Raw genomic sequence first — 23,263 nt, forward strand, 5'->3', positions numbered from 1 at the left:
CGCTTTCGTATAAGGGAATCATCGACTTAGACGGGCGCGACCGACAGGGCCGGGCCACTGCCGGATTTTCCCGGCAGGTGGCAATCGGGTTGAGAATCCTGTAGTTACGTACGTCTGGCGGGGATGGCGAGGCGAAAGTGGCGGAATTGGTAGACGCACCAGATTTAGGTTCTGGCGGTTAACCCCGTGGGGGTTCGAGTCCCCCCTTTCGCACCATGTCCCGCTGGTTTCCTTAGTTTTTGCAGGCGACCGTTGTCGCCAGGGCCCCTGTGGCGGGTCCACAACATCAGGTAGTACCAGGAGACGTCATGCAGGTTTCGGTTGAGAACATCGGCACGCTCGAGCGCAAGCTCACGGTGAAGTTTCCGGCGGAGCGGTTCGAGACGCAGGTGAGCGCGCGCATTGCGGAGATGGGCCGCACGGTGCGCCTGAAGGGCTTCCGCCCGGGCAAGGTGCCGACGACGGTGATCAAGCAGCGTTTCGGCGACCAGGTGCGGGGCGAGGTGCTGTCCGAGTTGATCGGCAGCACGCTGCGCGAGGCGGTGCAGCAGGAGAAGCTGCAGCCGATCGCGAATCCGGCGATCGACACCACCGGCAAGCCGGAGAACGGCGAGATCGCCTACACCGCGACGTTCGAGATCATGCCGGAGTTCCCCGAGATCGACGTCGCCGGCCTCGAGATCACCCGCCCGGTGGCGGTGGTGACCGATGCCGACATCGACAAGATGCTGGAAACCCTGCGCCAGCAGCGCCGCAGCTTCGATGAAGTGGACCGCGCTTCGGTCGAGGGCGATTTCGTGATGTTCGAGTACTCGGCCGAAGCCGGCGACTACCGCTTCCCGGCCGAGGGCCTGGAGCGTGCGGGGAGCGTGCTGGGTTCGGGGACCCTGTTCAAGGCGCTCGACGAGGCACTGGCAGGTCGCCAGGCCGGGGACGATTTCGATGCCGAGATCGCCTTCCCGGAGGATTTCCGCAACGAGCAGCTGGCAGGCAAGACCGCCAAGGTCGGTTTCCGGATCATCAAGGTGCAGGAGCCGAAGCTGCCGGCGGTCGATGCCGAGTTCGCCAAGCTGTTCGGCATTGCCGACGGCGACCTGGAGGCGTTCCGCAAGGAAGTGCGTGCGAACCTCGAGCGCGAGTTGAAGGCGGCGCTGATGGGTCGCCTGAAGTCCGAGGTGGCCGAGAAGCTGGCCGACGCGCACACCGGGCTGGACGTGCCGCGGCTGATGGTGCAGTCCGAGGCGCGCAACCTGGCCGCCGGCAGCGTGCCGCAGGGCCAGCAGCCGCCCCCGCAGCTGATCGATGCGGCGATGCCGATCGCGCGCAAGCGGGTGATCGCCGGCCTGCTGATGGGCGAAATCGCCCGCAAGCGCGAGATCAAGATCGACCGCAAGCGCGTGGCCGAGCAGCTGGCGGCGATCGCCTCGACCTACGAGGAGCCGGAGAAGGTCATTGAACTCTACAACGGCGACCCCCAACTGATGTCCGGGCTGCAGAATCGCGTGATGGAAGACCAGGTGGCAGAGTGGGTGGCGGAACATGCCAGGACCAACCAGCTGGACCTGAGCTTCGACGACGTGATGCGCCCGGTCAACGCCTGAGCGATTTCGCCAGGCCCATCAAGCGGAGAGCTGCAAACATGGCCATGGATCCGATCCAGAACCTCAATTTGGTACCGATGGTCGTCGAGCAGACCGCTCGCGGCGAGCGCTCTTACGACATCTACTCGCGCCTGTTGAAGGAGCGGGTGATCTTCCTGGTGGGCGAGGTCAACGATCAGGTCGCCAACCTGATCGTTGCGCAGATGCTGTTCCTGGAGTCGGAGAACCCGGACAAGGACATCAACTTCTACATCAACAGTCCCGGCGGCGCGGTCACGGCTGGTCTGGCGATCTACGATACCATGCAGTTCATCAAGCCGAACGTCAGCACGATGTGCATCGGCCAGGCTTGCAGCATGGGCTCGTTCCTGTTGATGGCAGGCGCCAAGGGCAAGCGTTTCGCCCTGCCGAACTCGCGCATCATGATCCACCAGCCTTCGGGCGGCGCGCAGGGCCAGGCCACCGACATCGAGATCCAGGCGCGCGAGATCCTGTATATCCGCGAACGCCTGAACAAGCTGTACGTCCAGCATACCGGCCAGCCGCTGGAGAAGATCGAGGCGGACATGGAACGCGACCGTTTCATGAGTCCGGTCGACGCCAAGGCTTACGGGCTGATCGACGAGGTGCTCGACAAACGGGCCGGCGAAACGGTGAAATCGGCCTGATTTCCGGGCTGAACCCCAGGGTCGCGGGATGGGCTCTGCGCCTGCAGGCAGGCGCGGGGCCCTGTGCTATTCTCGCGGCGCACACAGATTTACCAGCGGGATCGAAAGTATGAGCGACGACCGGCAGGGGCGTTCCAGCGACAGCGGCAAGATTCTCTATTGCTCGTTCTGCGGCAAGAGCCAGCATGAAGTGCGCAAGCTGATCGCGGGTCCGTCCGTGTTCATCTGCGACGAGTGCGTGGAGCTGTGCAACGACATCATCCGCGAGGAGCTGGAGGAAAAGGCGGCTTCCGGCCGCACCCAGCTGCCCAAGCCCAAGGAGATCCGCGAATCGCTGGACCAGTACGTGGTGGGCCAGACCCGCGCCAAGAAGGCGCTGGCGGTGGCGGTGTACAACCACTACAAGCGGATCGAGTCGCGCCAGAAGAGCGACGACATCGAGCTGGGCAAGTCCAATATCCTGCTGATCGGCCCGACCGGTTCGGGCAAGACGCTGCTGGCCGAAACGCTGGCGCGCCTGCTCAACGTGCCGTTCACGATCGCCGACGCCACCACGCTGACCGAAGCCGGCTACGTGGGCGAGGATGTCGAGAACATTATCCAGAAGCTGCTGCAGAAGTGTGACTACGACGTCGAGAAGGCACAGTCGGGCATCGTCTACATCGACGAGATCGACAAGATCTCGCGCAAGAGCGAGAACCCGTCGATCACCCGTGACGTATCCGGCGAAGGCGTGCAGCAGGCGCTGCTGAAGCTGATCGAGGGCACGCTGGCCTCGGTGCCGCCGCAGGGCGGGCGCAAGCATCCGCAGCAGGAATTCCTGCAGGTCGACACCAAGAACATCCTGTTCATCTGCGGCGGCGCGTTCGCCGGGCTGGAGAAGGTCATCCAGCAACGCTCCGAGAATACCAGCATCGGCTTCTCCGCCGAGGTGCGCAGCAAGGAGCGCACCGAGAACCTGGGCAAGGTGCTGGCCGATGTGGAGCCGGCCGACCTGGTGCGTTTCGGCCTGATCCCGGAATTCGTCGGCCGCCTGCCGGTGGTGGCCACGCTGGACGAGCTGGACGAGGCGGCGCTGGTGAAGATTCTCACCGAGCCGAAGAACGCCGTCACCAAGCAGTTCAGGCGGCTGTTCGAGATGGAGGAGGTGGAGCTGGAGTTCCGCCCCGAGGCGCTGCAGGCGATCGCCCGCAAGGCGCTCAAGCGCAAGACCGGCGCACGCGGCCTGCGCACCATCCTGGAGCAGGTGCTGCTGGACACGATGTACGAACTGCCTTCGCTGGAGCACGTCAGCAAGGTGGTGGTGGATGACGCGGTGATCGAAGGCCAGGCCGAGCCCTACCTGATCTACCGCGGCAGCCTGCAGCAGCGCGTTGCCGGCGAAGGCGGCGACGCAGCCTGACGATTTTTACTCGGTCTGTCGCAACGACGGCTCCGGCGGATTTGCCGGGGCCGTTTTGTTTTCGGCGGTCCGCATGCCTTGAGTCGGCCTCCGGCCGCCTCCACTTGACGAGTTGAAACGCCCGGCGCAGTGTCGGGACGCACCCAGATCCGAATCCCGAGGGACCCCTTTCCCCATGGCCAAGAACGCCCCCCTTCCTGTCGTGCTGGACGCTCTGCCGGTGTTGCCGTTGCGCGACGTGGTGGTCTACCCGCACATGGTCATCCCGCTGTTTGTCGGTCGCGACAAGTCCATGCGCGCACTGGAGCGCGCGATGGAGGGCGAGCGCCAGATCCTGCTTGTCGCGCAGAAAAGCCCGGATATCGACGACCCGGAGGCCTCCGACCTGCACCAGATCGGCACGCTGGCCGGCGTGCTGCAGTTGCTGAAACTCCCCGACGGCACGGTCAAGGTGCTGGTCGAGGGCCAGTCGCGCGTGGCGATCGAGGATTTCCAGGAAGAGGGCGGCATGCTCACCGCCCGCTCGCGCGTGATCGAGCCGGTCTACAACGCCAAGGAACGCGAGCTCGACGTGGTCTCGCGCACGCTGATCTCGCTGTTCGAACAGCTGGTCAAGCAGAGCCGCAAGCTGCCGCCGGAAGTGCTGGCCAGCCTGTCCGGCATCGACGATCCGTCGCGCGTGGCGGACTCCATCGCCGCACACCTGTCCGTGCGCATGGCCGACAAGCAGAAGGTGCTGGAGACCGCCGACGTCGGCCAGCGGCTGGAGCTGCTGATCGGCCTGGTCGATGGCGAAATGGATCTGCAGCAGGTGGAGAAGCGCATCCGCGGCCGGGTCAAGTCGCAGATGGAGAAGAGCCAGCGCGAGTACTACCTGAACGAGCAGATGAAGGCGATCCAGAAGGAGTTGGGCGACAGCGAGGATGGCCCGAACGAGATCGAGGAGCTGCAGAAGAAGATCGAGGGTTCCGGCATGCCCAAGGCCGTGCTGACCAAGGCACGGCAGGAATTCGGCAAGCTCAAGCAGATGTCGCCGATGTCGGCCGAGGCCACGGTGGTGCGCAACTACCTCGACTGGCTGGTCGGCGTGCCGTGGAAGAAGCGCAGCAAGGTGCGCAAGGACCTGCAGCTGGCGCAGGAAGTGCTCGACGCCGATCACTTCGGCCTGGAAAAGGTCAAGGACCGCATCCTCGAATATCTCGCCGTGCAGCAGCGCGTATCCGTGATGAAGGGACCGATCCTGTGCCTGGTCGGTCCGCCCGGCGTGGGCAAGACCTCGTTGGGGCAGTCGATCGCCAAGGCGACCAACCGGAAATTCGTGCGCATGAGCCTCGGCGGCGTGCGCGACGAGGCCGAGATCCGCGGCCACCGGCGAACCTATATCGGCTCGATGCCGGGCCGCATCGTGCAGAACATCAACAAGGTGGGCACCAAGAACCCGTTGTTCGTGCTGGACGAGATCGACAAGATGTCGATGGACTTCCGCGGCGATCCGTCGTCGGCGCTGCTGGAGGTGCTCGACCCGGAGCAGAACCACGCGTTCAACGATCATTACCTCGAGGTCGACCTGGACTTGTCCGAGGTGATGTGGGTCGCCACCGCAAACTCGCTGAACATCCCCGGGCCGCTGCTGGATCGCATGGAAGTCATCCGCATCCCCGGCTACACCGAGGATGAGAAGCTTGGCATCGCGCAGAAATACCTGCTGAAGAAGCAACTCAAGGCGAATGGCCTGAAGCCGGAAGAGCTTAGCGTCACCGAGGACGCCCTGCGCGACATCGTGCGCTACTACACGCGCGAGTCGGGCGTGCGCAACCTGGAGCGCGAGATTTCCAAGATCTGCCGCAAGGTGGTCAAGGAGCTGGCCCTGGGCCAGGTGAAGCAGGGCAAGGCGAAGGCGACGCCGGCGAAAACGACCAAAGCCAAGGCGAAGGCCGCCCCCGGCAAGGTCAGGGTGGATTCGGCCAACCTCGACCATTACCTGGGCGTGCGCCGTTTCGATTTCGGCCGCAAGGAATTGCAGAACGAAGTGGGCCTGGTCACCGGGCTGGCCTGGACCCAGGTCGGCGGCGAGCTGCTCAGCATCGAGGCCTCGGTGGTGGCGGGCAAGGGCCGGCTGGTGCACACCGGCCAGCTCGGCGACGTCATGAAGGAATCGATCCAGGCCGCATTGTCGGTGGTGCGCGCACGCGCGGATCGGCTGGGCATCGATCCGGAGTTTCACCAGAAGTTCGACATCCACGTGCACGTGCCCGAGGGTGCCACGCCCAAGGACGGCCCCAGTGCGGGCATCGGCATGTGCACGGCGCTGGTCTCCGCGTTGACCAAGGTGCCGGTGCGCTCCGAGGTGGCGATGACCGGCGAGATCACCTTGCGTGGCCGCGTGCTGCCGATCGGCGGGCTCAAGGAAAAACTGCTGGCGGCGCATCGCGGCGGCATCACCACGGTGATCATTCCTGAGGACAACAAGAAGGACCTGGCCGACATGCCGGCCAACATCACCTCGTCGCTGGAGATCCATCCGGTGCGCTGGATCGACGAAGTGCTGGACATCGCGCTGGAGCATCCGCTGCGGCCGAATCCGGCCAAGACGGAGACGTCGACTGCGGTGGCTGGCGAATCGGCGGAAGCGCATTCGCTCACGCATTGATCCGGTCGGATCGTTCCTTGCCGCATCCGCATGAACCTGTCCTGCTCCGGCAGGGCAGGTTCTGCCGTTTTCGCCGCGGGTCGGCGAAGTTTCGCCCTAGTCTTCCGGCACCTGTTTTGCAAGCGGTTTCGCGGGCCGCGAATCTTCCGGAAACGTTGCTGTGGCTTGTGTTGCGGATTCCGGCAGGGCACTGGTATAAAGGCGATACCGCAGTCCCGGCGTTACTTCATTCAGCGCAGCGATGCGGGGTTGCGTTACGGCGTTAGTCTCGAGCCAGCCATCCATGCCGTCGTTGTCTCGTCCTCACGGACGACTGCGTCAGGCGAAATCGAACAAGGGAGTTTTTCAATGAACAAAACCGATCTGATCAATGCCATCGCCGAGAAGGCCGAGCTGACCAAGGCCGATGCGGGCCGCGCGCTCGAAGCCTTCTTCGAAACCGTGCAGAAGTCGTTGAAGAAGGGCGAGGATGTCTCGGTGGTTGGCTTCGGCACGTTCACTGTGCGCAAGCGCGCCGCGCGTACCGGCCGCAATCCGCGCACCAACGAAGCGATCAAGATCAAGGCCTCGAAAGTGCCTGCGTTCAAGGCTGGCAAGACCCTCAAGGATGCCCTAAACTAAGCGGCTAACGCTTGGTTTCGGGTGCTTAGCTCAGCGGTAGAGCGCCGCCCTTACAAGGCGATGGTCGTAGGTTCGATCCCTACAGCACCCACCAGAAAAATGCGGAGTGGTAGTTCAGTCGGTTAGAATGCTGGCCTGTCACGCCGGAGGTCGCGGGTTCGAGTCCCGTCCACTCCGCCACAGTTCGCAAGGGCGCCCGAGTGGCGCCCTTGTCATTTGAGCGGCGCGTGTCCGTGTCGTGCATCGGCGGGATGCAGGCCGGCGCGGCGGCATCTGCCATCCGCGCGCCACGCGCTTCATGCGGCTTCACCATCTTGCGGGAAGATTTCAATGCTGCAGGCAATGCGAAACAAGATGCACGGATGGCCGTCCATCATTGTTCTGGGTCTCGCTGTTCTGGCGATGTCGCTGTTCGGCATGGAAAGTTACTTCACGTCGCGCGACAGCTCGTACGTGGCGAAGGTCGGCAAGCACGATATCGACCAGCGCGCATTCCAGGACCGGGTCAACCAGCTGCGGCAGCAAGCCAGCGCCGAGCAGGGCGAGCATTTCGATTCCAGCATGTTCGAGAAGCCCGAGACCAAGCATCGCATCCTGGACGGGATGATCGACGAGCAGTTGCTGCTGCAGGCCAACGCCGACTGGGGGCTGCGGGTGTCGGATCTGGCCATGCGCGACTACATCGCCTCGATCCCGGCGTTCCAGCTCAACGGCCAGTTCGACGGCACCAGCTACCGCGCCTGGCTGACCAGCCAGCGCAAGACGCCGGGGATGTTCGAGGACGAGGTCCGCTCGTCGCTGGCCGTCCAGTTGCTGCCGTCGGCGATCAACGACAGCACCATCGTCGATGCTGTGCAGATCGACCGCTTCCTTGGTTTGCTGACCCAGCGCCGCGACCTGCGCTATTTCCAGCTGCCACGCCCCGCACTGGCCGACAGCACGGTCGGCGATGCCGAGATCGAGGCCTGGTACAAGGCGCACCAGGCTGACTACATGAAGCCCGAGCAGGTCTCGGTGAAGTACATCGAGGTCAACGGCGCCGTGCTGCCGCTGGCGGCCGCGCCGGATGACGCGGAACTGAAGAAGCGCTACGCGAGCGAAAAGCAGCGTTTCGTGCAGCCGGAACAGCGCCTCGCCTCGCACATCCTGATCGACGTGCCGGCCAATGCCACGCCGGAGCAGCAGAAGGCCGCGCTGGCCAAGGCCGAGAAGATCGCGGCGGAAATCAATCCGGGCAACTTCGCCAAACTGGCCGAGCAGGATTCGCAGGACCTCGGCTCGCGGCGCCAGGGTGGCGACCTCGGCTGGCTGGAAAAAGGCGTGACCAGCGCGGCCTTCGACTCCGCGTTGTTCGCCCTGCAGAAGGACCAGATCTCCAAGCCGGTGCTGTCGTCGGACGGCTATCACATCATCTGGCTGCGCGACGTACGCAGCGGCGAATCCAAGCCGTTCGAGGAAGTGCGCGACCAGCTGGTGAAGGAAGCCACGGCTGCCGAACGCGACCGCACGTACAACGAAGTCGCCGGCAAGATGTCCGACAACACCTACCAGAACCCGACCTCGCTGGAGCCGGCCTCGGTGGCACTGAAGCTGCCGATCAAGACCACCGCGCTGTTCTCGCGCAAGGGCGGCGAAGGCCTGGCGGCGAATCCCAAGGTGGTTGCCGCTGCCTTCGGCGACGACGTGCTGGTACAGGGCAACAACTCCAACCTGATCGATCTGGGCAACAGCCACTCGGTGGTGATCCACGTCGACCAGCACGTGCCGGCGGTGGTCAAGCCGTTGGCCGAGGTACGCAACGACGTGCGGCAGAAGATCATCGACGAGCGCGTCGCCGCCGTCGAGAAGAAGCAGGCGGACGAAGCGCTGGCGCGCCTGCGCAAGGGCGAGTCGATCGCGGACGTGGCGAAGTCGCTGAATGCCGACGTCACCACGGCCAACGAAGTGGTTCGCCACGGCCAGATGCCGGCGCCGCTGCTGACGCAGGCGTTCCTGTTGCCGCATCCCGCGGCGGGCAAGCCGCAATACGCCGTGGTGGACATGCAGGACGGCAGCTATGTGCTGCTGGCCGTGGACAAGGTGCAGGACGGCGACCTGTCCAAGGTGCCGGCGGAACAGCGTGACGTCCTGCGCCAGCAGATGACCCAGGCCTATGGCTACGAGGCGACGCGCGAGCTGATCAGCCAGCTGAAGACCAAGACCGAGATCAAGGTCAATGAGAAGCTGATGTAGGCATTCCGCGGCGTCGGCTTGGCAAACGAAGGGGCGGCCATGGCCGCCCCTTCGTTCGTGCACGGGCGCGGGATCAGTTTGTCGCGCTGACCTGCAACACCTGGCCGGGCTTGAGCGCTTGTCCCTGCAACTGGTTCCAGCGCTGCAACTGACTGACATCCACCGCATAGTCGCGTGCGATCTGCCACAGGCTGTCGCCACGCTTGACGGTATGGGTTCTTGGCGCCGCTTGCGCACCCGCAGGGCTTTTGCCGCCGCTGGAGGCGTCGCCGGCTTGCGCCGGCATGGCCTCGCGGAATTGCTGGGCATGGCTGGCGGGCAGCAGCAGGTAGGAGGCCGCACCGGCGTCGATCATGCTGCCGCGGAACGCCGGGTTGAGCTGCTTCAGCGCATCCGCCGGCATGCCGGCGTGGTCGGCGGCCTGCGTGATCGGCATGGAGTGGGAAATGGTCATCTTCACCAGATGTTCCTCGCCCGTCAGGCTCGGCAGGCTGACATTGAAGCGCTCCGGCTCGCGCACCACACAGGCCATGGCCAGCAGCTTGGTCAGATGCTCGCGGGTCACCCTGCGTACCGGCCAGTCCGGGATCACCGGCCGCTCCGCCGGCATGCCGTGGCTGCGGATGATCCTGCGCACGCTGAATTCCCCGGCGTTGTAGGCATAGTCCGCCACGCGCCAGTCGTGGAACTGGTCGTGGTACCGCTCCAGCAATTTCATCACTGCGTGGGTAGCGGCCGGAACGTCGAGGCGGCCGTCATAACGGCGGTCCACGCGCAAGCCCATGGCGCCGGCAGTCACCGGCATCAGCTGCCACATGCCGGCCGATCGGTGCCGCTTGCCGGTTGGAGCAGGATGGAAATGGCTTTCCACCCAGGGCAGCAGCACGAATTCACCGGCGACGTCGTACTGGTCGGCCACTTGTTGTACGTAGGCCAGGCGCGGCAAGGCGGCCTGCAATTGGCTCTCGAACTGCTTCGGGTTGCGCGTATAACGCGAGGCCCAGGCCATGATCGCGGGATCGGCATCGCAGTCGGCCATGGCGAAGCTGCCTCGCAGTCGCTCCCAGATGTCGGCCTGCGGTGCCGGTGCGGGCTTGTCGATGACGGACTTGGCGGCCGGTTCGGCGGCGGGTGTTACGGGCGGGCCCTCAACCGCAGGGTTCCTGGGCGAAGGCATGCTGGCACATGCGCCAAGCAGGATCGACAGCAGCGGCGGCAGGCATCGCAGAGGCTTTCTCATCCGTGGAATCCATCCTTGGCGGAGCGTACGGCGGCAAAACGCGCGACCCGGTCGCCGCCGCCGGCGTGCAGCCGGCACCATTCGGCGACCCCCGCACTGTCGATGCGCAGGAACGGATTCGTGGCCAGCTCGCCGGCGAGGCGCACCGGCAGGGTGGGCTGGCGTTCGGCACGCAGGCGGGCGACCTCCTGCAGCCGTCGCTGCAGTTCGGGATTGGCCGGCTCGACGGTGCGGGCGAAGCGGCCATTCGCCTCGGTGTACTCATGCCCGCCGCACACCAGGGTCTCGCCCGGCAGCCGCGACAGGCGATCCAGCGAGGCGAGCATCTGCGCCGGCGTGCCCTCGAACAGGCGGCCGCAGCCCAGGCTGAACAAGGTGTCTCCGCACAGCAGCAGGCCGGCGCCGGCGTAAGCGATGTGGCTGAGGGTGTGGCCGGGGATGGCGATGACTTCGAAGCGCACGGAGGGCGCGGCCAGTTCGACCCGGTCGCCGTCGCGCACCCGCACGGTCGCTTCGTCGATGCGCTCGTCGACGGGGGCGTATACCGGCACGTCGTGGCGTGCGCGCAGCGCCGGCACGCCGCCGATATGGTCGTGGTGGTGATGGGTCAGCAGGATCGCCCGCAATTGCAGCCTGCGCTCGGTCAGCGCGCGCTCGACCACTCCGGCATCGCCCGGATCGACGACGAGGGCGTTGCCGGCGTCGTCGTGCAACAGCCAGATGTAGTTGTCGGCGAGGGCCGGTAACGGGACGAGATGCAAGGCGGGCTCCGCTGCGTTCGAGGAACATCCGGACGGGGTCCGGGATGCTGGTTCCGGGGTCAACGACAGACGCAGCCGTCCTGGGCGCGCATGAGGCGGTCGACTATAAAGTGGTGCTGTCGCCAACTCGTTAGAACAACGTTAATCGACCATGCTGCCGTTCAGCAGCGTGCGGCAGTTCCATTCCGTCTGCGACCTGCTGCCGCATCTCGCCAGCCGCTACACTCTCCGCTACAGACGAAAGGCCGGTTGCATGCATCATCGTGATGACGACATCTATGCCAGCGCGCCCTTGCGCCGGTTGCTGGATGAGCAGCGGCGGGCATTGATGCCGGAACTGCAGCGCTGCTACGGCACGCACGCGCTGCTGCTGGGCGCGTTCGCCGACGACGTACCGCCGGCGTTGCCGATGCTTGGTTGCTGGACCGTGCTGCAGCTGGCACATGGCCGTTACCGTGGCGACCTGCTGGCGTCGGCGGGCGAGCTACTGCCGTTCGTCGATGATGCGTTCGAACTGGTGCTGCTGCGGCATGCACTGGAGCAGGCACCCGACGCACCAGCCTTGCTCGACGAGGCGGTCCGCGTGCTGGCGCCGGGTGGCGTGCTGGTGCTGACCGGCGTGCATCCGGTCAGCGGCTGGTCGCCCTGGTTCCACTGGCGCACGCACGGCAGGCGGTTCGCCCTGCAGATGCCGTGGCGTCTCGGGCACCGGCTGCGGCAGGCCGGGCTGGAGGTCGAGCAGGTGCAGCGGGTAGGCCGCATCTGGCCGGGCCTCGCGGTGCACCCGGCGGTCCCGGTCAATCCCTGGGGCGGTGGCTATGTGCTGATGGCGCGCAAGCGCCGCCGCATGGCCACGCCGTTGCGGATCAGGCCGGCGCCGGTGGCCGTGCCGGCCGGCAACCGGCTGTCGCCGGGCACCCGGCGCAGTTCGGCGGTGTGACTTTCTATGGAATACGTGGATAACGATGAGCGAAGTGGAAGCATTTACCGACGGCGCCTGCCTGGGCAACCCCGGCCCGGGCGGCTGGGCTGCCTTGTTGAAGGCGAAGGGCAGCGAGCGCATGGTATCCGGCGGTGAGCCGGCCACCACCAACAACCGCATGGAACTGATGGCAGCGATCGGTGCGCTGGAGGCCTTGAAGCGACCGTGCCGGGTGACCCTCACCACCGATTCGCGCTACGTGATGCAGGGCATCGAGCAGTGGGTGCCGAAATGGCGCGCCAATGGCTGGCGCACCGCCGACAGGAAGCCGGTGAAGAACCAGGACCTGTGGCAGCGCCTGTCCGATGCAGTGGGCGCCCACCAGGTGCGCTGGCAGTGGGTAAAGGGCCACAACGGCCACATCGAGAACGAACGGGTCGACCAGGCCGCGCGTGAACAGGCCGAGCTGATGAAGGGCAGGGCATGAGGCAGATCGTTCTGGATACCGAAACCACCGGCCTGGAAGTGCGCCAGGGCCATCGACTGGTGGAAATCGCCTGCGTCGAACTGGCCGAGCGCCGGCTCACCGGCCGGCACTACCAGACCTATCTGAACCCGGATCGGGCGATCGACGAAGGCGCCCGCCTGGTGACCGGCATCGAAGACGAGTTCCTGCTCGACAAGCCGCGCTTTGCCGAGGTGGCGGAGGAATTCCTGGCCTTCATCGACGGCGCGGAACTGATCATCCACAACGCCAGCTTCGACATCGGCTTCCTCGATGCCGAGCTGGCCCGGCTGGGCGAAAACGCGGGGCGGATCGGCGACCGTTGCAGCGTGCTGGATACCCTGGCCATGGCGCGCGAGCGCTACCCCGGCCAGCGCAACAGCCTCGATGCGTTGTGCAAGCGGCTCGGCGTGGACAACTCGCGACGCGACCTGCACGGCGGCCTGATCGACGCCCAGTTGCTGGCCGACGTGTACCTGGCGATGACTTCGGGGCAGGTGGCTTTCGACCTCGGCTTCGAGGGGGCGGCCGAGCAGCGGGACGCCGTGGTAATGGCGCCGGTGGTCCTGCATGCGCGCCCGCGCGTGTTGCATGCCTCGGCCGAAGAACTCCGGCAGCATGAACAGCGCCTCGACGCATTGGACAAGAGCAGCGCGGAAGGCCGGAGCGTGTGGCGGCGGCTGGGTTGAGCGCGCGGCGCCGGGTTCAGCGGGAACGCACGATCAGCACGGTGATGTTGTCGTCGCCACCGCCGTCAAGCGCGTCCAATAGCAACTGATCCACGCATTCCTGCGCAGCCAGTTCGGAGCGTGCGACCGTGCATGCGATCGTCGCGTCACTGACGTTTTCGGTGAGCCCGTCGCTGCACAGCAGAAAGGCCGTGCCCGGCTCCAGCTGGCCCCGGGCCATGCCGATGTTCAACTGTTCGGCGGTGGTCACGCCGAGCGCCTGGGTCAGCACATTGCGCTGCGGGTGCTGCGATGCCTGCGCCGGATCGAGCCGGCCGGCCTCGACCAGCGCCTGCACCAGCGAGTGGTCGTGGCTGATCTGCCGCAAGCCCTGTTTCCACAGATAGACCCGGCTGTCGCCGACCCAGGCGACTTCGTAGCCGTCGCCGCTCGTCCGCAGTGCGGCAATCGTGGTGCCCATCGGCAGCACGTCGATGCCGTGCCGGGTTTGCGCCAGCAGCCGTTCGGCAGCTGCGTGTATCGCCTCGATCAGGCTTTGCCCGCGGCCGACCAGCTCGACCATGGTGTCGCGCACCAGGGCCGATGCCACTTCGCCATGCTGATGTCCGCCCATGCCGTCCGCGACCAGGAACAGGCCCAGCGAGGCATCGGCATAGTAGGTGTCCTCGTTGCGCGTGCGGCGCAGGCCGACGTGGGTGCCGTGTCCGAATTCGATCATGGGTACAGCATGCCGGATGTGGGGTTTGGGAGCAAAGTTGCGCGCCGGCGTCTTGAAAACTGAGCCGAACCATCTGCGCGCAACGCGAAGGGCAGCCTGCGCTGTCCCGATTCGCTTCCGACGTATCGGTCGGGCCCTGGCGGGTTCTCACCCGGTTGCATCATCGGAAAAGCAAAACGCCCCACGAGGGGGGCGTTTTGCGTATCTGGCGGAGAGGGTGGGATTCGAACCCACGGTACGCTTACACGTACGCCTGATTTCGAGTCAGGTACATTCGACCACTCTGCCACCTCTCCGAAGGGGTGCGCGTGGTCCGCGCGAGCCGGCAAGTTTACGCGGTGCTTCCGGCCGTGACAAGCGTGGCGGACGCTTGCCTGCCACGACCGGACGGACGTGCTCAGCCGGCCTTCTTCTTCGCCAGCCGCAGCCAGGTGTCGACCACCGTGTCGGGGTTGAGCGATACCGACTCGATGCCCTGGTCCATCAGCCACTCGGCCAGGTCGGGATGGTCGCTGGGGCCCTGGCCGCAGATGCCGATGTACTTGCCCTTGGCGCGGGCGGTCTTGATCGCCATGGCGAGCAGCTTTTTCACCGCCGGGTCGCGTTCGTCGAACAGGCTGGCCACGATGCTGGAGTCGCGGTCCAGGCCCAGGGTGAGCTGGGTGAGGTCGTTCGAGCCGATCGAGAAGCCATCGAAGATGTCGAGGAACTCGTCGGCGAGCAGGGCGTTGGAAGGTACCTCGCACATCATGATGACCTTGAGGTCGTGTTCGCCCTGCTTCAGGCCGTTCTTCGCCAGTACCTCGATCACCTTGCGGCCTTCGCCCAGCGTGCGCACGAACGGGATCATCACCCACACGTTGGCCAAGCCCATCACTTCGCGCACGCGCTTGACCGCCTTGCATTCCAGCCCGAACGCCTCGGCGAAGCTGGGATCGACGTAGCGGCTGGCGCCGCGGAAGCCGATCATCGGGTTCTCCTCGTGCGGCTCGTAACGGCTGCCGCCGAGCAGGTTGGCGTACTCGTTCGACTTGAAGTCGGACATGCGCACGATCACCGGTTTCGGGTACACCGAGGCGGCGATGGTGGCGATGCCCTCGGCGAGGCGGTCGACGTAGAACTCGACCGGGCCCGCATAGCCGGCGATGCGCTCGTCGATCTTCGCCTTGGTCTCGGCATCCTGCCTGGCGTATTCCAGCAGCGCCTTCGGATGCACGCCGATATGGCTGGCGATGATCATCTCCAGGCGGGCCAGGCCGATGCCGGCGTTCGGCAGCATGCCGAAGTCGAACGCGCGCTCTGGGTTGGCCACGTTCATCATGATCTTCAGCGGTGCCTCGGGCATGGCGCCGAGGTCGGCGGTTATCCGCTCGAACTTCAGGATGCCCTGGTAGATCGTGCCGGTGTCGCCCTCGGCGCAGGACACGGTAACGTCGGCGCCGTCCGGGATCAGCTCCAGCGCGTTGCCGGTGCCGACCACGGCCGGCACACCCAGCTCGCGCGCGATGATCGCCGCATGGCAGGTGCGCCCGCCGCGGTTGGTGACGATCGCCGAGGCGCGCTTCATCACCGGCTCCCAGTCGGGGTCGGTCATGTCGGCGATCAGCACGTCGCCGGGCTGCACCTTGTTCATGTCGGCCAGTGAGCGGATCACGCGCGCCTTGCCGGCGCCGATCTTCTGGCCGATGGCGCGGCCCTCGGCCAGCACCTTGCTTTTCTCGCTGAGGTGGAAGCGCTCGAGCTGGGTGGCGTGCGCGCGCGACTTCACCGTTTCCGGACGCGCCTGCACGATGTACAGCTTGCCGGTATGGCCGTCCTTCGCCCACTCGATGTCCATCGGTCGGCCGTAGTGCTGCTCGATGATCAGCGCCTGCTTCGCCAGCTCCTGCACGTCGGCATCGCTGATGCAGAAGCGGTTGCGCAGTTCGGCCGGAGTGTCCTCGGTTCTCACCCGCTCGCCAGGCGCGCTGGAATAGACCATGCGCAACTGCTTGGCGCCGAGGTTGCGGCGCAGCACGGCGGGCTTGCCGGCCTTCAGCGTGGGCTTGAACACGTAGAACTCGTCCGGGTTGACCGCGCCCTGCACGACCATCTCGCCGAGACCGTAGGAGCCGGTGACGAACACCACGTCGCGGAAGCCGGATTCGGTGTCCAGCGTGAACAGCACGCCCGCCGCGCCCACGTCCGAGCGCACCATCAGCTGCACGCCGGCGGAGAGGAACACGTCCTCGTGCTTGAAGCCCTGGTGCACGCGGTAGGCGATGGCGCGGTCGTTGTACAGCGAGGCGAAGACTTCCTTCACCTTGTGCAGCACATCCTCGATGCCGACCACGTTGAGGAAGGTTTCCTGCTGGCCGGCGAACGAGGCGTCGGGCAGGTCTTCGGCGGTGGCGGAGGAACGCACGGCCACGGCGATCCCATGCGATCGTCCCCGATCGCCAGAATCAAGAACCGGCCTTCCATGGCCGGACTCTTCACCAAGAGCGTCCTTGCAAAGTTTTTCGTAGGCGTCGCGGATCGCCTGCTCGAGCTCGGCGGGCAGGGCGGTGTCGACGATCCAGCCGCGGATCTCCTTGCCGGCCGCCACCAAGGTGTCGACGTCGTCGACGTCGAGCGTGGCCAGCCGATCCCGGATGCGCCTGGCCAGGCCGCTCTTTTCCAGGTACCGCTGGAACGCATCGGCGGTGGTGGCGAAGCCGCCGGGCACGGAGACACCGAGTTTGGCCAGGTTGCCGATCATCTCGCCGAGTGAGGCATTCTTGCCGCCGACCTTGCCAAGGTCGGTCATGCGCAGTTGGTCGAGCCAAAGCACCAGGTCGTTCAAGGGTGTCTCCTCAAGGAAAGCACTGCAGATAAGTGGAATGGGCGCGGCACGAAGGCCCGGAGCGGGTCGCAAAGAACTGGTATTGTCCGCTGCGGATGGTGCGCGGCACAAGAAGACCATTCGGGGCCGATGTCATTCCAACCGCATACCAGTCAGCCGGGAGTCAATCGGCGACAGCTTTTCGCGCTTGCGCTAAGGTGCCGCCAAACGCCATGGCGGGACCAGGACGCTGTATGTATCGGACGGTTTTTTTCATCTCGGACTCTACCGGCATCACCGCGGAGACGATCGGCAACAGCATCCTCGCGCAGTTCGAGGGCATGCAGTTCGACAAGCATCGGCTGCCGTTCACCGACAATGCGCACAAGGCGGAGGCGGCCGCGCTGCGGATCAAGACCAACTACGCGCAAACCGGGCAGCGGCCGATCGTGGTCAACACCATGGCCGACCGTGCGCTGTGCGAGATCGTCGCCGCCAGCGGTGCGCTGATGCTGGACGTGTTCGCGCCGTTCATCGGCCCGCTGGAGGACGAACTGGGTGCCAAGCGTTCCGGTGCGGTCAACCGTTCGCACGGCATGGTCGATTTCGACAAGTACGAGGCACGCATCAACGCCACCAACTACGCGCTCACGCATGACGACGGCATCGACGTGAACTACGCCGAGGCCGACCTGATCTTGGTGGGCGTGTCGCGTTCCGGCAAGACGCCGACCTGCCTCTACATGGCCTTGCATTACGGCGTCAGTGCCGCCAATTATCCGCTGACCGACGAGGACCTCGAGAAGCTCGAACTGCCGGCGCGCCTTCGCCCGTACCGGGACCGGCTGTACGGACTGACCATCGATCCGCTCCGGTTGGCGCAGATCCGCGAGCAGCGCCGCGCCGGCAGCCGCTACGCCACCTTGCAGCAGTGTCGCTGGGAGCTGGAGCAGGCCGATCGCCTGATGCGCCAGGCCGGCATTCCCAGCCTCAACACCACGCACGTGTCGATCGAGGAAATCGCCAGCAAGATCTTCGACCGCTTCGGTATCGAGCGGACCATGTTCTGATTGCCGACCGGAGTCGCGCGCGCCCGCCATGAGTGCCGTACTGGACAATCGCCGCAGCCTGCTGCCGGGACGCTTCGAGTTCCTGATGGGCCTGTATGCGGAGAACTACCACCGCCTGACGCGGCTGTTCGCGCCGCAGCAACTGGCGCCGGGCCGCTACGTCTCCAACGTGGACGATGGACTCGACGTCCATTTGCACGTGCAGGAATGCCATCCGTATACGCTGGAGCTGGAGCTCACCTACGGCTTCGTCGATGCGCATACCGGGCAGCGCGCGCCGTCGGCGCAGTTGCGCATGTATACCGACGCGCACGTGGCCGAGGCCCTGCATTGCCATCCGGGGCGGCACCTGTGGCAGGTGCTGGGACCCTTCCCGCCGGCGCACAGCGTGTTCCAGCACCGCCTGCGCATGAACGGGTTCCTGTCGCGCTGGCTGGAGTACCTGGCCGAGCAGGGGCATTCCGTCGGCACGCTGGAGCCGCAACGCGGACCCTGATCCACCCACAGCAAAAAGCCCGCACGGGGCGGGCTTTTTGTCTGAATAGTGGCGGAGTGGACGGGACTCGAACCCGCGACCTCCGGCGTGACAGGCCAGCATTCTAACCGACTGAACTACCACTCCGCATTTCATCCAGCGTTGCGAGCCAACTTGGCGTCCCCACGGGGATTCGAACCCCGGTCGCCACCGTGAAAGGGTGATGTCCTAGGCCTCTAGACGATGGGGACGGATAAGTTGGTGGAGCCAGGCGGGATCGAACCGCCGACCTCCTGCATGCCATGCAGGCGCTCTCCCAGCTGAGCTATGGCCCCGCCGCTGGAAGCCCGAAAGAATAGGTCCGAGCCGGATATCCGTCAAGCTTTTTTTCTGTACCGATTGCCGGGCCGTCGAAGGTCTCCTGCGGCGGCTGCCATTCGCGCGGCGGATAGCACCGGCGGTTCGTTTAAGCTGCGGCGAGACGCGACCGGAAGGACTGGGCGGATGCACGAGATCGGCTTCATCAGGGACCTCGCCGTGGTGATGCTGGTGGCCGGCGCCACCACGATCGTGTTCCAGCGCCTGCACCAGCCGGTGCTGCTCGGCTACATCCTTGCCGGCGTGCTGATCGGCCCGCATGCGCCTGGCATGCTGGTGGCCGACCCGCGCGCCATCGACGACATCTCCAACCTCGGCGTGGTGCTGCTGATGTTCACGCTGGGGCTCGAGTTCAGCGTGCGCAAGCTGCGCGAGGTCGGCATCGGCGTGCTGGCGGTGGCCGTGGGCGAAGTCGGCGTGATGCTGTGGGCCGGCATCGGGGCCGGCCAGCTGCTCGGCTGGAAGGGCATGGATGCGTTGTTCCTTGGCGCGATCATCTCGTTGTCGTCGACCATGGTGGCCACCCGCACCCTGGCCGAGAACGGCCAGCAACAGCAGCCGTTCGCGAAACCGGTGGTGGGCTTGCTGGTGGCCGAGGATCTGCTGGCCATCGTCATGCTGACCCTGCTCACGGCGATCGCGATCGGCGGTTCGACGCTGGCCGAAACCGCGTTCACGCTGATCGGCCATCTTGGGTTGTTCGTGGTCGTGATGATGATTCTCGGCCTGTTGTTGCTGCCGCGTCTGGTGGATTACGTGGCCGGTTTCGGGCGCGATGAAACCTTGCTGGTCAGTGTCCTGGGCATCTGTTTCGGGGCAAGCCTGCTGGCGGCCTGGATGGGTTTCAGCATGGCGCTGGGAGCGTTCCTCGCTGGCGCGGTGGTGGCCGAGTCGCGCAGCGTGGGCCGCGTGCTGCAACTGGTGGAGCCGCTGCGCGACATGTTCGCCGCGCTGTTCTTCGTGGCGATCGGGCTGAAGATCGATCCCGCAATGCTGTGGCAGTACGCGCTGCCGGCGCTGGCGATCGCCGCGGTGGTGATCGTCGGCAAGACGCTGGCGTGCGGCCTGGGCGTTTTTCTGGTGGGGCACGACGCGCGCGCGTCGTTCCGCGCGGGCCTGAGCATGGCGCAGATCGGCGAGTTCTCGTTCGTGATCGCCACGCTGGGCCTTTCGCTCGGCGTGATCAGCAATTTCCTGTATCCGATCGCCGTGGCGGTCTCGGTGGTGTGCATGGCGGCTTCGCCGTACCTGAACCGCTCGGCCGACGGGCTGGCCGACCGCCTGCGGCGGATCACGCCGCGCTCGGTGCGGCTGCTGGCGGCCAGTTACAGCGGCTGGCTGGAAAATCTGGTGCCGGTCAACGAGAACAGCGCGTTGGCCGCGGTCTTCCGGCGGCTGCTGTGGCATATCGGGATCAATGTCCTGCTGGTGGTGACGCTGTTCGTGATCGGCGCCTATCTCAATGCGCACAACTGGAGCTGGTTCTCGATGCTCGGCATCGATCGGGACCTGCGCCATACGCTGATCTGGGCCGGTGCGCTGTTCCTGTCCCTGCCGATGCTGATCGCGGTCTACCGCAAGGCCGAGGCGCTGGGCATGCTGCTGGCGGAGATCGGCATACGCGAGCGGTTGGCCGGTTCGTATACCCAGGCCATCCGCAACGTGCTGGCGCGGGTGATTCCGCTGGCGACCCTGCTGGCGCTGGGCCTGCTGGTGAGCGCACTTGGCTCGGCCATCCTGCCGCCGCGCGGTATCGCAATCAGCCTGGCGGTGCTCGGGGTGGTGCTGGCCGTGGTGTCGTGGAGGGGCCTGGTGCGGATCCATGCACGGCTGCAGGCGGCGCTGAAGGAAACCCTGGAGAAACCGGAACCTCCCCCCGGCGGTTCCGGGCCGACATGAACCTTCCCGGGCAGGCCGCTGAACCTTTGTTCCGATTCATGGTCGTAGCCAAGATCGTTGCCAAGTCCCGGCAAGCGCCGCACAATGCGCGGGGCCTGCCTCCATCGGGGAGGCCCGGTCGGCAACGCTGGCATATCCATACTTGAGGGAGTTACGAATGAAGCACTTTCTGCGTCCCACGCTGACGGCGGTCGCGATGGCCGTTGCGCTGGGCATGACGGCAGGCGTCGCCGCCCAGACCGCCGGCGCTGCTGGCACGGTTGACAAGGCCAAGGCCAGCTACGTTGTGGGTTGGGAGATTGCTTCCCAGGTTCCGCCGATCATGCGCGACGAGCTGGATCCGACCGCGGTGGCGAATGCGGTGAAGGCCGCGCTGTCCGGCCAGAAGCCGACCATGAGCGAGACCGAAGCCAAGCAGGTGCATGACGCCTTCATGGCCAAGATCCAGGCCAAGTACCAGGCCGAGATGGCCAAGCTCGCCGCCAAGAACAAGACCGAAGGCGATGCCTTCCTGGCCAAGAACAAGACCGCGCCGGGCGTGAAGACGACCGCGTCGGGCCTGCAGTACCAGGTGCTCAGCCAGGGCACGGGCGCCCGTCCGGGTCCGAACGACACGGTCGAGATCAACTACACCGGCAGCTTCGTCGACGGCCAGGTGTTCGACGCCTCCGCCAAGCACAACCCGCCGGGCGCCGCCAAGATCCCGCTGGCCGGCGTGATTCCGGGCTTCCGCGAGGGCCTGCAGTTGATGCAGGTGGGTGGGCACTACAAGCTGTTCATTCCGGCCGCGCTGGCCTATGGCGCCGAGCCGCAGCCGCCGATGCCGCCGAATGCCACGCTGATCTTCGACGTGAGCCTGGTCAAGACCGGCCCGACGCCGGCCGGGGCTCCGGGCGAGAAGTAATCCACCGGCGCCGATTCGAGGCCTTGGCGGAACGGAAGGGCGCGAAGCGATTCGCGCCCTTCTGCATTTCCGGCGCAGACGGCGCCGTGCGGCATGCGTGCGCGGCTACAATAAGCAGTTGACGCCAAGGGAATCGCCACCACGATGATGAAAGTCACCATTTTCGGTACCGGCTATGTCGGCCTGGTCACGGGCGCCTGCCTGGCAGAGATGGGCAACCACGTGCTTTGCGTCGATATCGACGTAGCCAAGGTCGAGCGCCTGCAGCGCGGCGAGATTCCCATCTACGAGCCCGGGCTGGAAGCCATCGTGCGGCGCAACCATGCCGGCGGCCGGCTGGATTTCACCACCGAGGCGGCACCGGCGATCGCTCACGGCGAACTGATCTTCATCGCCGTCGGCACGCCGCCGGACGAGGACGGCAGCGCCGACCTGAAGTACGTGCTGGCGGTGGCCGCAAGCATCGGCAGGCACCTGGACCGCTACGCCGTGGTGGTGAACAAGTCGACCGTGCCGGTGGGCACCGCCGATCGCGTGCGCGAGGCCGTCGCGGCCGAGCTGGCCGCGCGCGGGGTCGCCGCCGGTTTCGACGTGGTCTCCAATCCCGAGTTCCTCAAGGAAGGCGCGGCGGTGGACGATTGCATGCGTCCCGACCGAATCGTCGTGGGCGCCTCCAGCGAGCGCGCGGTGGCACTGCTGCGCAAGCTGTACGCGCCGTTCAACCGCAACCACGACCGCATGGTGGTGATGGACGAGCGCTCGGCCGAGCTGACCAAGTACGCCGCCAACGCCATGCTGGCGACCAAGATCAGCTTCATGAACGAGATCGCGAACATCGCCGAGCGGGTCGGCGCCGACGTGGAGCTGGTGCGCCAGGGTATCGGTTCGGATCCGCGCATCGGCTACCACTTCATCTATCCGGGTGCCGGCTACGGCGGCTCGTGCTTCCCCAAGGACGTGCAGGCGCTGGAGCGCACCGCGCATGCCCACGGCTACGATGCGCAGCTGCTGGGCGCAGTCGAGGCAGTCAACCGCCAGCAGAAGGACAAGTTGTTCGAGCTGATTTCGCGGCACTTCGACGGCCGGCTGGCGGGCAGGACGGTCGCGCTGTGGGGCCTGGCGTTCAAGCCGAATACCGACGACATGCGCGAAGCGCCCAGCCGCCAGCTGATGGAGACATTGTGGCAAGCCGGCGCGAAGGTGCGGGCGTTCGACCCGGAGGCACGCGAGGAAGCGCAGCGCCTGTACGGCCGGCGCGACGACCTGGTGCTGTGCGAGCAGGCGATGGACGCCGTGCGGGGTGCCGACGTGCTGGCCGTGGTCACCGAGTGGAAGGCGTTCCGCAGTCCGGATTTCGCCGCCATCCGCGCCGCGCTGGCGGAGCCGGCGCTGTTCGACGGGCGCAACCTGTACGATCCGGCCGTGGTGGAGGAGGCGGGGCTGGCTTATTACGGCATCGGCCGAGGCCGCAGCCTGCGGCGGCCGCGATGAGCCACCCGAACGCCCCCCTCGCGCAGCGGCTCGACGACATGGAGGTCAGGCTGACCTTCATCGACGAGGCGGTGCAGGCGCTGACCACGGCCGATGCCGACCAGTCGCAGCGGATCGCCGCGCTCGAGCGCGCCCTGCGGGATCTGCGCGGTGAAATGGCCGCGTTGCGCACCGCGCAGGCGGACGACCCGCACGACGAGCCGCCGCCCCCGCATTATTGACCCTGTTGCCTGC

19 protein-coding genes and 7 tRNA genes are annotated in these 23,263 nt (G+C 66.0%); 18 read left to right on the forward strand and 8 right to left on the reverse strand.

Going from position 1 to position 23,263, the window contains the following annotated elements:
• Nucleotides 1–131 precede the first annotated feature (131 nt).
• From AC3WRN_RS10895 to AC3WRN_RS10935, 9 genes are all read left to right on the forward strand, one after another.
• Nucleotides 132–216: transfer RNA gene (locus tag AC3WRN_RS10895), tRNA-Leu, on the forward strand.
• 92 nt (nt 217–308) lie between these two features.
• Nucleotides 309–1,601: a trigger factor gene (tig, locus tag AC3WRN_RS10900; RefSeq protein ID WP_068095616.1), complete on the forward strand. Its 1,293-nt coding sequence runs from the start codon at nt 309–311 to the stop codon at nt 1,599–1,601.
• Between the two features lie 38 nt (nt 1,602–1,639).
• Nucleotides 1,640–2,269, forward strand: coding sequence for an ATP-dependent Clp endopeptidase proteolytic subunit ClpP (gene clpP / locus AC3WRN_RS10905; RefSeq protein ID WP_068095615.1), 630 nt, complete (start codon nt 1,640–1,642; stop codon nt 2,267–2,269).
• A gap of 109 nt (nt 2,270–2,378) precedes the next feature.
• Entirely contained in the window at nt 2,379–3,671 is a 1,293-nt protein-coding gene (clpX, locus tag AC3WRN_RS10910) for an ATP-dependent Clp protease ATP-binding subunit ClpX (protein ID WP_068095613.1), read from the forward strand.
• Between the two features lie 175 nt (nt 3,672–3,846).
• Nucleotides 3,847–6,321 carry an endopeptidase La gene (gene lon / locus AC3WRN_RS10915; protein ID WP_492622971.1) on the forward strand — a complete coding sequence of 825 codons (2,475 nt, stop codon included), beginning with the start codon at nt 3,847–3,849 and terminating at the stop codon, nt 6,319–6,321.
• Nucleotides 6,322–6,669: 348 nt separating this feature from the next.
• Entirely contained in the window at nt 6,670–6,942 is a 273-nt protein-coding gene (locus AC3WRN_RS10920) for an HU family DNA-binding protein (protein WP_007511239.1), read from the forward strand.
• A 19-nt stretch (nt 6,943–6,961) separates the two neighbouring features.
• Nucleotides 6,962–7,036: transfer RNA gene (locus AC3WRN_RS10925), tRNA-Val, on the forward strand.
• A gap of 9 nt (nt 7,037–7,045) precedes the next feature.
• Nucleotides 7,046–7,122 (forward strand) — tRNA-Asp (locus AC3WRN_RS10930).
• A gap of 150 nt (nt 7,123–7,272) precedes the next feature.
• Nucleotides 7,273–9,174: a SurA N-terminal domain-containing protein gene (locus AC3WRN_RS10935; RefSeq protein ID WP_492622972.1), complete on the forward strand. Its 1,902-nt coding sequence runs from the start codon at nt 7,273–7,275 to the stop codon at nt 9,172–9,174.
• A gap of 73 nt (nt 9,175–9,247) precedes the next feature.
• Here the strand turns inward: AC3WRN_RS10935 and AC3WRN_RS10940 are convergent, their stop codons facing one another.
• On the reverse strand, nt 9,248–10,495 hold the full coding sequence (locus tag AC3WRN_RS10940; RefSeq protein WP_492622973.1) for a transglycosylase SLT domain-containing protein: 1,248 nt from the start codon (nt 10,493–10,495) through the stop codon (nt 9,248–9,250).
• The gene (gene gloB, locus AC3WRN_RS10945; protein WP_492622974.1) at nt 10,411–11,175 is read right to left on the reverse strand and encodes a hydroxyacylglutathione hydrolase; all 765 of its coding nucleotides are present in this window, start codon (nt 11,173–11,175) and stop codon (nt 10,411–10,413) included. The genes AC3WRN_RS10940 and gloB overlap by 85 nt, the downstream gene beginning before the upstream one ends.
• 151 nt (nt 11,176–11,326) lie before the next feature.
• Between gloB and AC3WRN_RS10950 the strand changes: the two genes are divergently transcribed.
• From AC3WRN_RS10950 to dnaQ, 3 genes are read left to right on the forward strand one after another with little or no spacing between them, the layout of a single operon-like run.
• Nucleotides 11,327–12,115 (forward strand): class I SAM-dependent methyltransferase, encoded by a 789-nt coding sequence (locus AC3WRN_RS10950; RefSeq protein ID WP_492622975.1) that lies wholly within the window; start codon nt 11,327–11,329, stop codon nt 12,113–12,115.
• A gap of 25 nt (nt 12,116–12,140) precedes the next feature.
• Nucleotides 12,141–12,584, forward strand: a complete 444-nt coding sequence (rnhA, locus tag AC3WRN_RS10955) for a ribonuclease HI (RefSeq protein ID WP_068094856.1) — start codon at nt 12,141–12,143, stop codon at nt 12,582–12,584.
• The gene (gene dnaQ, locus AC3WRN_RS10960; protein ID WP_492622976.1) at nt 12,581–13,291 is read left to right on the forward strand and encodes a DNA polymerase III subunit epsilon; all 711 of its coding nucleotides are present in this window, start codon (nt 12,581–12,583) and stop codon (nt 13,289–13,291) included. The genes rnhA and dnaQ overlap by 4 nt, the downstream gene beginning before the upstream one ends.
• Nucleotides 13,292–13,307: 16 nt before the next feature.
• Here dnaQ and AC3WRN_RS10965 read toward each other — a convergent pair whose 3' ends face one another.
• From AC3WRN_RS10965 to ppsA, 3 genes are all read right to left on the reverse strand, one after another.
• Nucleotides 13,308–14,009, reverse strand: coding sequence for a PP2C family protein-serine/threonine phosphatase (locus tag AC3WRN_RS10965; RefSeq protein ID WP_068094862.1), 702 nt, complete (start codon nt 14,007–14,009; stop codon nt 13,308–13,310).
• Nucleotides 14,010–14,215: 206 nt separating this feature from the next.
• Nucleotides 14,216–14,305: transfer RNA gene (locus tag AC3WRN_RS10970), tRNA-Ser, on the reverse strand.
• 101 nt (nt 14,306–14,406) lie between these two features.
• On the reverse strand, nt 14,407–16,833 hold the full coding sequence (gene ppsA, locus AC3WRN_RS10975; RefSeq protein ID WP_492622977.1) for a phosphoenolpyruvate synthase: 2,427 nt from the start codon (nt 16,831–16,833) through the stop codon (nt 14,407–14,409).
• Nucleotides 16,834–17,066: 233 nt separating this feature from the next.
• On the opposite strand from ppsA, the gene ppsR reads away from it, so the two are divergent.
• The gene (gene ppsR / locus AC3WRN_RS10980) at nt 17,067–17,882 is read left to right on the forward strand and encodes a posphoenolpyruvate synthetase regulatory kinase/phosphorylase PpsR (RefSeq protein WP_068094868.1); all 816 of its coding nucleotides are present in this window, start codon (nt 17,067–17,069) and stop codon (nt 17,880–17,882) included.
• Nucleotides 17,883–17,910: 28 nt separating this feature from the next.
• Nucleotides 17,911–18,378 (forward strand): DUF1249 domain-containing protein, encoded by a 468-nt coding sequence (locus tag AC3WRN_RS10985; protein ID WP_492622978.1) that lies wholly within the window; start codon nt 17,911–17,913, stop codon nt 18,376–18,378.
• A 49-nt stretch (nt 18,379–18,427) separates the two neighbouring features.
• Here the strand turns inward: AC3WRN_RS10985 and AC3WRN_RS10990 are convergent.
• The 3 genes from AC3WRN_RS10990 to AC3WRN_RS11000 all read right to left on the reverse strand — a co-directional run bounded on the left by AC3WRN_RS10990 (nt 18,428) and on the right by AC3WRN_RS11000 (nt 18,692).
• A tRNA-Asp gene (locus AC3WRN_RS10990) sits at nt 18,428–18,504 on the reverse strand.
• Between the two features lie 28 nt (nt 18,505–18,532).
• A tRNA-Glu gene (locus AC3WRN_RS10995) sits at nt 18,533–18,608 on the reverse strand.
• 8 nt (nt 18,609–18,616) lie between these two features.
• Nucleotides 18,617–18,692: transfer RNA gene (locus AC3WRN_RS11000), tRNA-Ala, on the reverse strand.
• A gap of 169 nt (nt 18,693–18,861) precedes the next feature.
• Between AC3WRN_RS11000 and AC3WRN_RS11005 the strand changes: the two genes are divergently transcribed.
• From AC3WRN_RS11005 to AC3WRN_RS11020, 4 genes are all read left to right on the forward strand, one after another.
• Nucleotides 18,862–20,634: a cation:proton antiporter gene (locus tag AC3WRN_RS11005; protein WP_492622979.1), complete on the forward strand. Its 1,773-nt coding sequence runs from the start codon at nt 18,862–18,864 to the stop codon at nt 20,632–20,634.
• A 157-nt stretch (nt 20,635–20,791) separates the two neighbouring features.
• Nucleotides 20,792–21,538: an FKBP-type peptidyl-prolyl cis-trans isomerase N-terminal domain-containing protein gene (locus tag AC3WRN_RS11010; RefSeq protein ID WP_492622980.1), complete on the forward strand. Its 747-nt coding sequence runs from the start codon at nt 20,792–20,794 to the stop codon at nt 21,536–21,538.
• 147 nt (nt 21,539–21,685) lie between these two features.
• Nucleotides 21,686–23,029 carry a UDP-glucose dehydrogenase family protein gene (locus AC3WRN_RS11015; RefSeq protein ID WP_492623004.1) on the forward strand — a complete coding sequence of 448 codons (1,344 nt, stop codon included), beginning with the start codon at nt 21,686–21,688 and terminating at the stop codon, nt 23,027–23,029.
• Nucleotides 23,026–23,250 carry a SlyX family protein gene (locus AC3WRN_RS11020; RefSeq protein WP_068095818.1) on the forward strand — a complete coding sequence of 75 codons (225 nt, stop codon included), beginning with the start codon at nt 23,026–23,028 and terminating at the stop codon, nt 23,248–23,250. Before AC3WRN_RS11015 ends, AC3WRN_RS11020 begins: the two co-directional genes overlap by 4 nt.
• Nucleotides 23,251–23,263: the final 13 nt, after the last annotated feature.

The sequence above is a fragment of the Rhodanobacter sp. FW101-FHT13A11 genome (assembly GCF_058790335.1).

Coding starts and splice junctions, on each gene's coding strand:
- tig (WP_068095616.1), top strand. CDS start 309: ATGCAGGTTTCGGTTGAGAACATCGGCACGCTCGAGCGCAAGCTCACG.
- clpP (WP_068095615.1), top strand. CDS start 1,640: ATGGCCATGGATCCGATCCAGAACCTCAATTTGGTACCGATGGTCGTC.
- clpX (WP_068095613.1), top strand. CDS start 2,379: ATGAGCGACGACCGGCAGGGGCGTTCCAGCGACAGCGGCAAGATTCTC.
- lon (WP_492622971.1), top strand. CDS start 3,847: ATGGCCAAGAACGCCCCCCTTCCTGTCGTGCTGGACGCTCTGCCGGTG.
- AC3WRN_RS10920 (WP_007511239.1), top strand. CDS start 6,670: ATGAACAAAACCGATCTGATCAATGCCATCGCCGAGAAGGCCGAGCTG.
- AC3WRN_RS10935 (WP_492622972.1), top strand. CDS start 7,273: ATGCTGCAGGCAATGCGAAACAAGATGCACGGATGGCCGTCCATCATT.
- AC3WRN_RS10940 (WP_492622973.1), bottom strand. CDS start 10,495: ATGGTGCCGGCTGCACGCCGGCGGCGGCGACCGGGTCGCGCGTTTTGC.
- AC3WRN_RS10950 (WP_492622975.1), top strand. CDS start 11,327: ATGCTGCCGTTCAGCAGCGTGCGGCAGTTCCATTCCGTCTGCGACCTG.
- rnhA (WP_068094856.1), top strand. CDS start 12,141: ATGAGCGAAGTGGAAGCATTTACCGACGGCGCCTGCCTGGGCAACCCC.
- dnaQ (WP_492622976.1), top strand. CDS start 12,581: ATGAGGCAGATCGTTCTGGATACCGAAACCACCGGCCTGGAAGTGCGC.
- AC3WRN_RS10965 (WP_068094862.1), bottom strand. CDS start 14,009: ATGATCGAATTCGGACACGGCACCCACGTCGGCCTGCGCCGCACGCGC.
- ppsR (WP_068094868.1), top strand. CDS start 17,067: ATGTATCGGACGGTTTTTTTCATCTCGGACTCTACCGGCATCACCGCG.
- AC3WRN_RS10985 (WP_492622978.1), top strand. CDS start 17,911: ATGAGTGCCGTACTGGACAATCGCCGCAGCCTGCTGCCGGGACGCTTC.
- AC3WRN_RS11005 (WP_492622979.1), top strand. CDS start 18,862: ATGCACGAGATCGGCTTCATCAGGGACCTCGCCGTGGTGATGCTGGTG.
- AC3WRN_RS11010 (WP_492622980.1), top strand. CDS start 20,792: ATGAAGCACTTTCTGCGTCCCACGCTGACGGCGGTCGCGATGGCCGTT.
- AC3WRN_RS11015 (WP_492623004.1), top strand. CDS start 21,686: ATGAAAGTCACCATTTTCGGTACCGGCTATGTCGGCCTGGTCACGGGC.
- AC3WRN_RS11020 (WP_068095818.1), top strand. CDS start 23,026: ATGAGCCACCCGAACGCCCCCCTCGCGCAGCGGCTCGACGACATGGAG.